The sequence below is a fragment of the Arthrobacter sp. genome (assembly GCF_031988865.1).
Classification (GTDB): domain Bacteria; phylum Actinomycetota; class Actinomycetes; order Actinomycetales; family Micrococcaceae; genus Arthrobacter_B.
Map to the genome: position 1 here is coordinate 17,157 of NZ_DALZXY010000015.1, position 14,314 is coordinate 31,470.

Here is a 14,314-nt window from a genome sequence, read left to right on the forward strand (position 1 = left end):
GGAGTAACTGTGGGGGAACCCGTATTTGACATCGCGGTTATCGGGCTGGGCTATATTGGCCTGCCTACGGCTGCAACGTTTGCTTCCCGGGGCCAGGTGGTCGCTGGTGTGGATGTAAATCGGGACACGGTCGATGCCGTTAACAGGGGCGAGGTTCCCTTCGTGGAACCGGAGCTGGGCAGTGCAGTCTCGGAAGCCGTGAGCGCAGGCTTACTGAAAGCCTTTACCGATGTGCCTGAGGCCCATGCCTACATCATTGCAGTGCCAACGCCGATCACCGATTCCAAAGACATCGACTTGTCCTACCTGCGCGGCGCAGCGGAACACCTTGCACCGGTGCTCCGTGGCGGCGAGCTGGTGATCCTGGAATCCACCTCACCACCCGGAACCACCGAAAAGCTCGCTCACTTTCTTGAACGGGAACGGCCCGATTTACGTTTCGGGGAGGACGCAGCTGATACCGTCCACGTGGCACATTCCCCCGAGCGGGTGTTGCCAGGTCGGATCATGGTGGAAATCGTCTCCAACGACAGAGTGGTCGGTGGGCTCACGAATGCTGCGGGACAGCGTGCCAAGAAACTCTACGGGATCATCTGCCAGGGACAGATTTATGTCACGGATGCAGCAACCGCTGAAATGACGAAGATCGCTGAAAACTCTTTCCGTGACCTCAATATTGCCTTCGCAAATCAGCTGTCGCTGATGTGTGAAGGCCTCGATGTGAGTGTCTGGGAACTGATCGAGCTGGCAAACCACCACCCCCGGGTCAACATTCTTCAGCCGGGCCCTGGCGTCGGGGGACACTGCATCGCAGTCGACCCTTGGTTCCTCGTCAGTGCCTTCCCCGAGCATTCGAGTGTCACCCGTGCGGCGCGTGAACTCAACGACAGCATGCCTGCGAATGTCGTCCGCCGCATCCAGAGGGAGCTACAGGATCGGGAAAACGCGACCGTCGCACTGCTCGGCCTGACATTCAAGGCGAATGTGGACGATTCCCGTGAATCACCGGCAGTACGTGTGGTCGAACTGCTTGCTGCGGCTATGCCCATGACCCGTCTGCTGGGCGTCGATCCTCACGTGGAAACTGTGCCCGGTCCACTGCAGACTCTTGCGAATTTCTGTCTTGAGTCGGAAACGGACAAGGCAGTCCAAGCCGCTGACCTCGTTGTGCTGCTGGTCGACCATGCCGAGTTCCTGCACCTGCGACTGAGCGACCAAAGCCAAGTGATCGATACCCGCGGCGTCTGGGGCCGGACCTCCCGTAACTCTGACGCGACGTCAACCGCTTAGATGGCATATTCCGACTTGAGTAAGGACCAGGATGGCCTCGTCCCGGCGGCCATAGAGTCCTGGTTTCGGCACTTCCCCACTCCGGTGAACCCACTTCAACTACCCGCCCCCGGTGGTCCTGTTCTCAGCCTAGTGATAGACGCGACCGATGCGCCTGCCGCATATGTTGCCTCAACGGTGGCGAGCTATCGGCGGGGAACCGTGCAGGAAATACCATTACAAATCTGCGGCCTCGGCGGTTCGGAAGCAGGCATGTTGCGCAGCTGGCTATCCCGCGAAGCACGAGTCAGCTTTCCGCTGACCCCTGCCGAAGTCGACTGCACAGCGGACAGTCTGTTGGCCGTGCCTGCAGGTATCTTGTTCAGTCCCTATTCGCTGGAAGCGGCCCATGAGGCGCTTGACGCAGCAGAGGGATGCGTTGTTGTTCGAGCTGTGGTCGACGGCGCGCCACGAGCAGTAGAACTCTGGCGAAGTATGGCGCTGGGTCCTGGCCGCCACCGGGCAGAGGAGAAAGCGAGGCGCAACGGCAGCGAACGGTGGGTTTCGGGTGCTTCCCTGGGGCTGCACTATCACGGACACCCGCAGCCAAAGCCCCACCTGCGGAAAGGGCTCGCGGGAACGTTGGATTTGAGAATCGTTGTGGAAGACGGTGCTGTGCCCAGAGTTCAACAAGGGTATCTGGACCGGATCAAATCGCTTGAAGGCGAAGTTGCGCAGCTGCAGCGGGCTCAGTGGAGCAATGCCCTTCGGATACGCAGTGGAGGTGACGCGGCTACGGCTGCCAGGGGAGGAGCTCGCAGAATGCTTAGGAGACTAGCTCGTGCGATGGGTGCGGGACGGCGATGAAGCTGCCCAATACATTGTTTGGGGAATGGCCGGATTTGCCCGCGTTGGCTCATGCCCTGGGACTGGGCGCCGATTCTTGGGAATGGCGGCTGGAAGACACACAGCGACCATCGTTTTTATCCGACGAAACGAGTACCGGCGGGCGGTGGCACAACAGTTTTATCGTCGTAGCAGACTCGCTGGCTTTGGTTCGCTGCTGGTTGCCATTGTTGGCCAATGCCGGCAAGTCACGTAGTGTCCATCTGCTGATGCCCTCACAGGACGACGCTGCGGACGGGCCTAAGACAGTTACGCAGCTAAGCCGAGGTTTGGCAGCGGCCCAAGGCATCTCAATTTCCGGATACCGGGCAGTGTCCATTCGCAACGGCAAGTGGGTGCAGGTCCATCATGCAGTTGCAGCTGCAGCTGCGGATTACCTGGAGGCCGGACCCCAACCTCTCGGGCTGCGGGTGGGGCTTGTGGGTGCGGACACGCTCTCCTATGCGGCTGGCGATGTCCAGGCTGCAGTCCTTCGCCCCGAACAACTTGAGCCGGATGAAGACGATATCTTCCCCGCCGATGTCTTGGTGGCCCGGTCCCCACTGAGTATTCAATCCATTCGCCATCCCATCGGGATCCTGGACCCGGGTTCCGCCACCACTGACAACAGCGGCTGGTCGATGGCCATACCTCCGGTCGATACCTCCGTGCTGTCCCCGCGGGGTTTCGAGCCGTATCCGCAGCGGGGGAGTCTCCGCGTTACTACAGACCCCCGGGGCCTGCTATTCAAGGACGATAATGACACGGTGGCAGCCCAACCACGAGGCCGTCCCCTGGACGAGATCCAACTGTCGAGGCTTCGTCCCTATGGATATGTAGATATTGGAGCGCTGCCAGATCAGGACGGAAATGAGGTGGCCTGCCTAGCGTCCTGCTTGGCGGTCGCTGGGGTGCCCATTCTCGGCAGACCTCCAACGCTGCTCGGTCCCGACGTAGGCCGCGCCATCAACGCCTTCGATCCGGCAGATCCTCCCATCCTGCGTGAAGCGAAGTCGATCGCAATGCGCCGAGCAGCACTGGAGCTATTTGAACCGGCTACCAGATGGAATCATTGGGGTTCTCGCCTGGGGCTCCCGCGAGCAGCTGAGGAATCCGTGAGCGTGGTCTTGGCGTCCAGACGCCCGCACCAGGTGAGGCAAGCAGTACGTCGGATCAGCCGGCAGACCTGGAAGTCGTTGGAAATCGTCCTGGTCCTTCACGGGGTTGAGCTTGGCGGACAGGAACAGCAAATCATCCGGGGAGAGGCTGGGTTTCCCCTGACAATTCTTCAGGCGCCAGCCGGGGCAGTTCTGGGCGAAGTGTTAAACATCGGCGTCCACGCGGCATCGGGTGATTTCATCACCAAAATGGACGACGACGACTGGTACGCTCCCGATCACATCCGCGACCTTGTATTGGCCAGGAGACATTCGCGCGCAGTCTTGGTAGGAAGCCAAGTGGAGTTCGTCTATATGGAGGACATAGACATCACTACCCGCCGGCCACCGGAAGGAGAGCGCTACACCACGCATGTGGCCGGTGGGACCATGTTCATTGCAGTAGGAGATCTACGGCATGTCGGAGGCTGGCAGCCGGTACATCGAGCCGTTGACCGTTGCCTCCTGCAGTCCGTCGACGCGGCCGGCGGGTCTATCTACCGCACACACGGGCAAAACTATGTCATGCACCGGTATGCGGAGACCCCCGGTCATGGTGGCCATACCTGGTCGGCAGGGACTGAGACCTTCGTGCATAGTTCCCGGGAGCAGTGGGACGGCATAGCCCTTCCGCCGGCTTTTGCCGGCACCGAAGCGGACTATATTCCGCCGGGACGGACCCAGCCTATGAAAAGCATGTTCAGCTGAAATCCTGCCGCATAGCACTCTCGCCGTTCATGAAGACGCGGTGTTGGATGTGCACGCCTTTTTACTGGAAGGGGGCCACACTGCGAAGGCTGTATGGTCCACAGCTCTGCCACTTTGACGCCAATGGTGGTTTTCCCCGCCAACTCTGTCCTGGAGGGAGGAAATGAGCGGAACCGATTCCTGGTTCGGAAGTTCTCATCCGGTCGAATAACGCTCCTGATGAGAACTTTGGGAATACTGCGATGGGCACTGAGCGAACCTCCCAGAAACTTTACCTCGCCTATAGAGTTCGCACTTCTTACGATTTCGAGGAAGATAAAGGTGACAATCTACCGAGGTTGTGTGACGGCAGCTGCCCCACAAGCGGCAAAAGCCCCTTGAATACTGCACACGCAACATGGTGGAGCACACGTATAGTCGGGGGCTTGGAAGGCGGATTCAATGAATACTTTTACAGGGCTGATCAGCCAGGCGCATGGTGGGTGTTTTCCACAGCGGAACAACGGATGAGGACCTACTTTCAATGACGGTGAATGGCATATAGTCCAGCAGCATTTTCGCTCGAATGATCGAGGGCCAATCCAACGGTGTGATGCGTGCATCGGTTGATGGCATTGTCTACTTTATGCGGGATGATCTCCGGTTCCGGAACGATAATTCGTTCGGGTATAGACTCCTTCCTGTCTCTTATGACGCGAACGACGCAAGTTGGGCCTCTCCTACCGAGCAGCACACTCATTTCGATGGCATTGAAGTATCTCGGGAACAGCTCGTTGCAGAGCGCTAGCATGCGCATTTCCGGCGAATATTTGCGGATATAGTAGGATGACTCGGTGGGGGCATAATATTGGTCCGTCGCAGTTCATAGTCGATCAACGGAAAGCGCCATGCGTCAAACACTCACTTTGCTGGCCCGCCTGACGCCGGGGCATAGGTTTCTTTTTGGAGGAACAGGCATTCTGCTGCTGGCGGTAATGATTCTTGGGCTGACAGGCAGCCCGGGGCCGGCCCTGGCAGGCCTCGCCCTTTTATCCTTTATTGCCCTTGCCGTCACTGTGCTGTACCTGAGCCTCCTGTCCGGACGGCTGGCGCGGGATGGGCAGCAACAGCTGGCACAAGGGCGGGTAGTTCTCGAAGGAATGGCCTGGGAGAAGGAAAAAGCATCGGCACGTCCAGCTGCGCAGGTAGCAGACGAATCCTTTCACTTCGATGCATCGGCTGCCTGGGCGCAATACATTGCGGAAAGACCGCGACGGCTTGAAACTTTCGTCAATCAGGCAAAGAAGACGCGCTCGTATGGTGCCCGGAATGTCCTGGCCTATGCTGCCACCCGGGGGCGGATGGACTGGCGGGCGATGTCTTTGTTCCTGGCTGCCCGACGCTGGAATCCTGAATCTGTTCGGGGCTCCGTGCAAGCTTGGTGGGTGCCGGGGGCCCGTGCTTTGGCACGGGTGCTGTTTTGCCAGCGCATCCGGGATGACGACTTGAATAATGCCCTGACACTCTACGAGGCCATCATTGAAGAGCAGGGGCGTGCTGTGCTGGATCCGATTGACTGTTCCTACCTGGCAGATCTACTCGTCACCGGCGGACGACAGAACGAGGTAGAGGAGGCCCTGGCCTTTGAACAGGAGACAACCGTAATCCGCCGGCTGTCACAAGCCCTGCTGCAGGTCAACGCTGCAAACCCCTATATTTCAGGGTCCCTGTCTGATGAGCAGGGATGGATGCAGGAGCTCAACGACATTTTGGCCAGCAGAGGGCTTGCACCCCTGGTACTAGAACCAGGTAGTGCCACAGCCTTCTACCGGTTGCGTGGGAATGTGCCCCCCTGCGAGGGCGATCGCCCCTTGGTTACTGTCATCATGCCGATCTATGAACCGGACAGCTCCACGTCAGCAGCAGTCGATTCGCTTCTCGCGCAGACTTGGACGAATCTGGAGATCATCATGGTTGATGACGGTTCTCCGCTGAACGGAGAGGACGGCCGCGAAACCGACTACCGCGACTTGCTGCACGAACTGGCAGGCCGGGACCCCCGAATCACTCTGATTCTCAATGAGGAGAACCGCGGTGCATACTGGGCCCGGAACGTGGCATATGCGAAGGCCTCCGGCAAGTACGTGACGGTGGCCGACAAGGACGATTGGCATCATCCGCAGAAGATTGAACTCCAGGCCCGGGACTTGGAGGAAAAGCCGGAGCGTCCTGCCAATATGGTCCAATGGTCACGCGTTGATGAGAATCTTCGCTTTCTGTTCCGGTGGGGGCCGGATCGAATCATCCATCCTAGTTTTGCCTCCATTATGTACCGGAGGGGAGAAATTCAATCCAAACTAGGTTATTGGGATAGTGTCCGCAAGTCGGCGGATAACGAGTTTCGTATGCGGTTGCAGCACGTTTACGAAGAGAAGATCCCGATTATCGGGGAGGTTCCTTTGGCCTTCTCGCTCCTGGGCGAAGGAAACCTGACCTCTCAGGACTTTGGGCTCGGTTTCGAGCAGCCGGAACGTCGCATTTATAGAAAGTCCTATGAATCATGGCACAGGGCAGTCGATAGTGGAGCCGAATCTGCGTTCCTGCCCATGCAGCCCCTATCTCGAGCATTCCCGGCCCCCGGTTCTTTTTTGCCGGAGAGGCCCTCTCCCGGTAGGTTTGACGTCGTTTACGTATCGGCGTACGAGTATGACGGCCAAGAAGCCTCAGACCTCCTAGGGGAGGTTAAACGGGCGGTAGCGCAGGGCCAGAATGTAGGGGTGGTGGCGGCCGAGAGTTACCTGAAGAGGCGAAACGCTGGATCCCCAGGTTTGACAGAAATAGAACGCCTTTTCGCCGAGGGCGCCATCGAGGAGCTCGCATTCGACCACGAAGCGCGAACCTCATTGTTGGTTATCTGGGACCCCATCCATATGCAGGTCGCACGCGACGCCAAGGGGACCCTTCTGGCGGACCGGGTTCTCATCCGCGCTGAGACGGGCCCCTCGGACCGCAGCGGTGGCTTCAGACGATACGATGTTGTGACGGTTGAAGAGACCATCCGAGGCGTACTTGGAGTGGTTCCCGAGTGGGTAGTCCTGACGGAATCCGCTCGGGCGGAACTGCATCGGCTCGTACCGGTTGAGCGGGTGATGGATTGCCTCCTGTCTGGTCCCGTTGGTGCTGAAGGCTTCCACATCGGAGCGGCTCGCATTCAGGATTCGCTTACACCAACGGGCTCTTTTCCCAGCTGACGATAGCCATGGCTGTGTTTGGTCCGCTTAGCTGGGCTGCGTCCCTCGGCCGTCGCTTCATAGGGATATGTCAGCCGGACGGATTCCGCCGTGAAGCCAGCTTTCGATCACCGACAATCAGATGCAAGGGATCCAGGGGAACATGAAAGAACGCAACGGCAACCTTGCCTCAGTTGTACTGTAAATGTCGTCTCCAGCCGTGGTCGGCGACGTACGAAGGGATCATCGGATGGCTGATATTGCATCCAGAATTGAATGGCAATCGCCGTCGCAACAGGGCGGAGCATTTTTTGACTATGAATCGATCGATGACGTTGACTTTGCCGTTCCGGGATTGAGCCAGCACACTGCTTTGTTTGGCCGGGGGCGGATGCATGCGTTGTTCCACAATAAAGAAAGCGAGGTTCTGGTCGTATCACTTCACGGCGCCCTTGATCGCAGCAAATATGCGGTTCCACGATTTGAAAGATTCCGCACGCTTAGCGATACTCCTTATTCAACGCTTTATCTGTCAGATCCGGCATTGGCATTAAGCCCGTTATTGCGCCTGGCGTGGTACGTGGGTTACGACGAACAGGACACAGTACGGGCATGCGTGAGTTGGATCCAGAGGGCGGCCCTTGCCTGCCGGGGGCAGCGCATCCTTGTGACAGGTTCGTCGGGAGGTGGATTTGGCGCGCTCCAGATAACCAGTCTGATCAGAGACTCCCTTGCCTTGGTGTTCCAGCCGCAAACCGTTATCTCTCGGTATTATTCAGGTTACGTGGACGAGTTTGCGCGGCAATGCTTTCCAAAGCTTGGTGCGTCGTGGGAGAACGCCCTTGGGGCTCGGGTCTCTGCCCTAGGTCTTGGCAACGTTCCAAGACCGCAGCAGATTCGATATGTCCAGAACCGTAATGACCTCTCGCACTACCGACGTCACTTCGAGCCCTTCCTGCAAGCTCAGGGCGTGGAGATGCTCCCCGGAAGCTCGACGCTTAAAGCAGGGAACCTGTCGGTGAGCCTCTACGACGGCCCTAACGGACACAAGGTTCCGTCCAAGGAGCTCTTCACTCAGGAACTGGGCCTTGCTGTGGCATGGTTGTCGAAGCAGGAAGCGTCCACATGAGGTATGACCCCTGCTCGGAAGGCATCAGGGACACTCCTGACACGGTTGTCTTCAATGCGGCAGGTGAAGGCCAGATAGAAGACACCTCATACGCTTCCCTCCTTTACTCGCGCGGATACTACCTCACTGCGGGGACGGCACCCAAGATTGGAAAGCACTGGCGCTCGTCAACGATCGGTGGGCACACTCTTGCTTGGGACTCACGAAACCGCGTAAGCATTACGGCCGCGGGTGGATACCAGGTGGCAGTGCTTGGCCGGTGCATTGACCTTTCTGCCAGCACCGGAGAGGCCGAACCGATAGGGTTACGGATCCTCAGCGCTTTTCTGGAAAGTGATAAGGAGCTGGGAGCGGCACTCATTGACCTGTCCGGCCGCTACGTCGTTATCCTAAGCGCCCCCTATGGGCTTTATCTGGAGACGGATGCCACCGGCATGAAAGCAGCCTACTATGCGTCATCAGGAGGCGTTGTTGCCAGCCACGCGTCCCTCGCGGCGTCCCTAGCCGGCACGGAGGCTCCCAGCAGATTCGGCGACACAGGGTGGTTCGGGAGGAGCGGAGCATTCTCATACCCTGGTCAGTGCACCGAGTACGCTGAGATCAACTCCTTAACACCAAATACCAGGCTTTCAGTCCGGGATGGCGGTATACGAAGAGTTCATCCTATGGCACCGGGGGAACAGCTGGCTGCCGCAGATGCTGCCCGTAGTATTTTGCCGTTAATGCAGCAGCAGATGGCATGGCTGTCAGCCGAAGGAATGCCACTGGTTTCCCTGACCGCCGGGCTGGACAGCCGCGTGACTCTCGCAGCATGCCGGCCATACCGTGACCGGTGCGCCTTCTTTTCCTACACCACCAGTCGAGGAAGCAGTGTGGAATCGACCAGGGGGGGACCTGTTATTTGCTTCGCAACTGGCCGCCAACGAAGGGCTGCGGCATACGCAGGTGAAAGCACCGGCCGATATTCCTTCCGAATTAGCCAAAGTCATGTCCAAGAACAGCAGACGGGTTCACGGCCGCGCCATTGCTTTCGCCTATCGTGGCCAGCTCCCCCCCTGATGTCGTGCATATCCGTTCGAATATTTATGAGATTGGGCGGGCTTTTTATAGCCAAGGGTCACGGCGTGAACTTCCGGCGTTGACGTCAGAACGGATGGCGCAGTTGCTTGTCGGTAAAAACCGGCAGCCAAGCAACGAAATTGTGGCCGCCTTCGATGACTGGGCCAATATCACATCATTCGGAGCTTTCCCGGAAGGATATGATGCCCACGACCTATTTTACTGGGAAATCCGGATGGGTTCCTGGATGTCAAGTGTACTCCTGGAAAGCGATATAGCCCACGATACATATACCTCTATCAACAGTCGTAGAATTCTCGATTTGTTTCTCGGCGTGGCGCGGGAAGAGAGAATTTCCGGCATGATTGCCCGCCATCTGATTTCCTCGAGTTGGCCGGAATTGTTTAACTACCCGATCAACGGAAAGATGGTGACTGATCCTAAGGGATAGACCACTCCAAGTTTATTCGAATCGGATGGCGCATAATGGCGCACCCGAGGTTGGGAGCCGGTCACACCTCGAGAGGTTCCGGGTTGTACGATGTCGATTGAGGGTGTCGCGGGGCAGTACTCAGCGAAGACACGTAGCGGGACGGGGTCCGGCTTGCTTGGTTTGGCCATGAAGGCGGTTGAATGAGTCCCGTTCATAAAGGCCTCTAACGGATCATTGCGTGAACGAAATCCGGTATGCTGGACATGCTTTAACTGGCACACTTCCTGTACGAACCCTTTGAAAGGTATCTGTTGACCAGCGCCAATTTCGACGAACTGTCCGACTATGAACTGCTCCTTACGTCTGGACTCTTCGACAGGTATTGGTATTCCGCCCAGAGTGACCGATATTTCAGCAATATAGAAGATGCTGCCCGCGACTTCCTCTCCTATGGCATGTCCAAGGGTATGTCTCCGCACATCCTCATGGACTCGCGATCCTGGCCAGATCATCTTCGCAAGGCATGGAGCCAGGGCCAATTTGGTCCAGTACTAAAATGGTTCCGCAAGCCTCTTCAAGCCCAGCCTGCCATCGGCCCGCTCCTGGTCCCTAAATTACTTGACACCGAGTCTCAAGTAATAACGTCAAATGACGCGGCTGGGCATCCCGGGGGGACGTTGGGATGGCTGCTGGAGAATGCACCGGACGATTACGTGGTAGAAACTCTGCACGGCGGTTGGGTATGGAGCGAGGTTCGGGAGTCGTGGCGTCGAATGGTAATCACCATAAAAACGCAGACGTTAAAATCCCGACCCAGAGTGAAAAAGACCTGGGACCGAACCGCTGAAGAAGTCTGGCGCAGGAGTTTGATGCCAGTAGCTCTGCCACCCTGCGACGACGGAGAGCCGCTCGTCAGCGTAATTATGCCAGCGTGGAACCGTGCCGACGTCATTGTGCAGGCAATTCGTTCAGTGCAACGTCAGTCGATAAAGGAATGGGAACTCATAGTCGTTGACGATGGATCCACGGATTCGACTGTTGAAATTGCCCGTCTCATGTCAGCCGCGGACTCGCGTATCAAACTCGTTGAGGCAGAACATCGCGGTGTCTGTTCCGCCAGGAACATAGGCCTCGACCAGGCTAATGGTCGCTGGGTGTCCTTCCTTGATACGGATAATACTTGGCCCTCTGACTACCTTGAGCTTTCAGTCAAGGGCGCTACTAGCGAAGGTGTCCGGGCTGTCTACGCGGGACTGAAACTTCACAACGGAGACGAAGTTTCGTACCGGGCGTATGAGGGTGGTCTTGAAGAATTGATGATTTTGAACCACATAGACCTAAATGTTCTTACCGTGGAGCGGGAGCTGGCCCTCCAGGCCGGCGGATTCGATGAGAATTTACGGCGCTGGGTAGATCACGATTTTGCAATCCGTATTGCCAAGATTTCCGAACCCCGTCTCTTGCCATTCATTGGCTGCACTTATCGCGATGATAGGGATCACCACGACCGGATAACCACGAGTGAATCCGACGCCTGGCAGTGGGTCGTATTAAACAAGAATCTAATCGACTGGGAAGCTATGAGGGCCCGCAAGTCAATCCCCGGCCGCGTCACCATCTCCATGCCGGTGTACCAAGATTATGTCATGACGCTTCGTGCGGTTAACAGTATCCTCGAAAACAGTGGGGATAGTGACATTGAAATAATCATAGTTGATAACGGTTCCTCGTATCAATATAGCGCGCCACTTGGGCAATTCTTCAACGGTGACCCACGCGTTACCTATGTCCGACTTCCAAGAAACCTAAATTATAGCGTCGGGTCAAATTACGGGGCCTATCTCGGATCTGGTGAATACACCTGCTTCTTGAATAACGATACTGTCGTACGAAAAAATTGGCTCCAGCCGCTTCTCAACCGGCTTAAGAATCCCGTCACTATAGCGGTTCAGCCATTGTTGCAGTACCCGGATGATTCCATACAGACAGCGGGCACCGTCTTCATGGCTAAAAATTCCCTGCCCGGACACTTTTTGACCAATCATCCCCCGGAAGATGCCAGAGATGTTGGCCAGGAAAAATTCTCCGCAATAACAGGTGCATGCATGCTTTGGCGAACCAGTGACTTCGCTGCATTGGATGGATTTGACGCGTTTTTTGTGAACGGGATGGAAGATGTCGATCTTTGTCTACGGGCAATTGAGAGGTTGGGTGGACATTTCGCGGTTGAACCGGCCTCCCGCGTGACCCATGACGAAAGTAAAACTCCTGGCCGAGGTTTGAACATTATTTCCAACCGGGAATCTTTCATGCGCCGATGGGATGGCAAACTGCCCTCAGCGGAAGACCAGAAATTCGAAAGGGCTGGGTTTCGCCTAGCACATGTTGGCGGCGACGACAAACTCATACCGGCGCCTCGGCCTGTGGTGGTTCGCGCACCGGAGCCGCGCCGGCAGCGGTGGGGGATCCGGCTGGCATCACCGGGTGGCCAGCGCGGCGACGGATGGGGGGACACCCACTATGTGGAGTCGCTAGCAGCCTCCCTGCGGGACCTTGATCGAGAAGTTGTTACCTACCGCCACGGACACAACGGCAACCGCAGTCAATCGCTCGACGATATTAATCTTGTCCTAAGGGGCCTTGATAGGGTTAGTCCGATTCCAGGGGCCGTAAACGTCCTTTGGGTAATAAGTCATCCTGAATTAGTGAGCATCGATGAGCTGCGTGCCTATGACATTGTCTACGCGTCCTCAAACTCGTGGTCTGCAGAGATGTCACTCCTGAGCGGGCGTGAGGTGCGACCTTTGCTACAAGCAACGGATATTACCCGGTTCCATCTTGGTTCGGAATTAACGGAAATGCGTTCACGGCCTGTTACTTTCGTTGGCGGAAAATCCTCAAACCGGGTAAGGCCAGTTATTGACGATGCGCTCCGATCCGGCATCGACCTTCGCGTTGTAGGGCCGGGCTGGGGGGACATCGTGGAGCCAAACATGTATGAGGCAGAATCGATTGAGAATGATGCCCTCGGTGAATTCTACCGGAGTTCTAGTCGTGTGCTAGCCGATCATTGGCCGGAGATGGCTCAGAAAGGCTTCATCCAAAACCGCATCTTCGACGCGGTTGCTTGTGGAACTCCCGTCATCACTGACTCTGTGGTCGGATTGAAAGAGGTGTTCGGCACCATAGTGCAAACCTATGAGTCGCTCGACGAGCTGCGATGGCTCTGCAGCCCGGACGGGCTCAATTCCTTCGGGACGATGGAGGATCGGACTCTGCAGGCGAAAGAGATGCGGGAAACCCATTCATTCGACGCACGTGCACAAACTTTGGTGAATGACGTTCAAGAATGGTGTCGGTAGAGGGAAAGTGATATCGACGTACGAGAATAGTGGGCTGGCGCTGGGTCAATTGGCTCCCTGACCTGCGCGCTCGATCATGGACGGGCTTTCATTGCGTGGACATGGTGCTTAGAGTGCCTCTTTGGTTTTCGTCATGCGGCTGAAGGCAGGTACCTAGGCTCGTCGAGGATGTCGTCACGGAGTATAACGAAGGGCATCAGGACGACGCGGGGAGGCGGGGCCGATAGGAACAGGGCACACTCGAGTTCTTGCTCCGCGGGCACGGATGCTTACCCGGTCCGAGATACGCCCGAATGGCAGGAAATCGCCGTCATTCCGGTGTAAGTGGCCTGGCAGGTGGCGGGGAGGATGTGCGTGCCGGGGACTTAGGCGAAGATTCGTGTGGTCCTGATTCCGATGTTCGGCATCGAAACCAAGTCTCGTAAATAGGGTATTTGCAGCATGAACCGAGAGTTCTGTTCCCTGCTCGGTTCGGGGCTACCGGATGGTGCCGCCGTTTTGCCGACGTCCAGCCCAAGGAAATGGCGGATGGTCGCTTGTCTCAGCATCATAGAAGACACGGACCCTCGGTTTCATGCTCCGGCAGCCGGCTACTCGTCTTCACCCCGCGCAGCTGACCGACTGAAACGTGTCAACCCCAGCACCGCGCTGCCGGACTCCGTGTCAGCGGTCAGCAGGCAGACGTGCAGACACGAACCTGGCTTAGCGTCTTGGCGACCTGTGAGATCGCACATCGACGGGCGGGCTTCCTGGACCTTGAGCAGGCACTCGTCGGATGACCATAGGCGGGTCAACTCTCAGGAGCGCCCCAAAGCACAACTGGTCAAGTGCCAACAGCCGGTGAGGTCCACACTTAGCGTCGATTTTGGGTTTCCAAAGCGAGGTGTCGCTCTACAGCTGCCAAACAGCGTTCAACGGCATGTCCGTCTCCGTAGGGATTCTGCGCAACGGACATCTTCATGTACTCGGCGGTGTCTGAGAGTAGACCAACTACTTCGGCGGCGATCCGGGCTTCGTCCGTGCCGACCAGCTTGGCGACGCCGGCCTCAATGGCCTCCGGACGCTCGGTGTTCTCCCGCATTACAAGCACAGGCACACCGAGG

7 protein-coding genes are annotated in these 14,314 nt (G+C 57.3%); 6 read left to right on the top strand and 1 reads right to left on the bottom strand.

The genetic code is table 11. The features are described from left to right. Positions 1-9 precede the first annotated feature (9 nt). The 6 genes from wecC to RTN46_RS04720 all read left to right on the top strand — a co-directional run bounded on the left by wecC (position 10) and on the right by RTN46_RS04720 (position 13,211). Positions 10-1,290 carry a UDP-N-acetyl-D-mannosamine dehydrogenase gene (gene wecC, locus RTN46_RS04695; protein ID WP_312179403.1) on the top strand — a complete coding sequence of 427 codons (1,281 nt, stop codon included), beginning with the start codon at positions 10-12 and terminating at the stop codon, positions 1,288-1,290. Between the two features lie 842 nt (positions 1,291-2,132). Next, entirely contained in the window at positions 2,133-4,019 is a 1,887-nt protein-coding gene (locus tag RTN46_RS04700) for a glycosyltransferase (RefSeq protein WP_312179404.1), read from the top strand. 887 nt (positions 4,020-4,906) lie between these two features. Next, on the top strand, positions 4,907-7,249 hold the full coding sequence (locus RTN46_RS04705) for a glycosyltransferase family 2 protein (RefSeq protein WP_312179406.1): 2,343 nt from the start codon (positions 4,907-4,909) through the stop codon (positions 7,247-7,249). Positions 7,250-7,478: 229 nt separating this feature from the next. Then, complete coding sequence (locus RTN46_RS04710; protein WP_312179408.1) at positions 7,479-8,357, top strand: hypothetical protein; 879 nt, start codon at positions 7,479-7,481, stop codon at positions 8,355-8,357. Positions 8,358-9,396: 1,039 nt separating this feature from the next. Then, the gene (locus RTN46_RS04715; RefSeq protein ID WP_312179409.1) at positions 9,397-9,867 is read left to right on the top strand and encodes a hypothetical protein; all 471 of its coding nucleotides are present in this window, start codon (positions 9,397-9,399) and stop codon (positions 9,865-9,867) included. Positions 9,868-10,160: 293 nt separating this feature from the next. Continuing rightward, positions 10,161-13,211 (top strand): glycosyltransferase, encoded by a 3,051-nt coding sequence (locus RTN46_RS04720; RefSeq protein ID WP_312179411.1) that lies wholly within the window; start codon positions 10,161-10,163, stop codon positions 13,209-13,211. 853 nt (positions 13,212-14,064) lie between these two features. Here RTN46_RS04720 and RTN46_RS04725 read toward each other — a convergent pair. Continuing rightward, a partial coding sequence (locus tag RTN46_RS04725; RefSeq protein ID WP_312179413.1) for a UDP-N-acetylglucosamine 2-epimerase occupies positions 14,065-14,314 on the bottom strand: 250 nt, incomplete at its 5' end.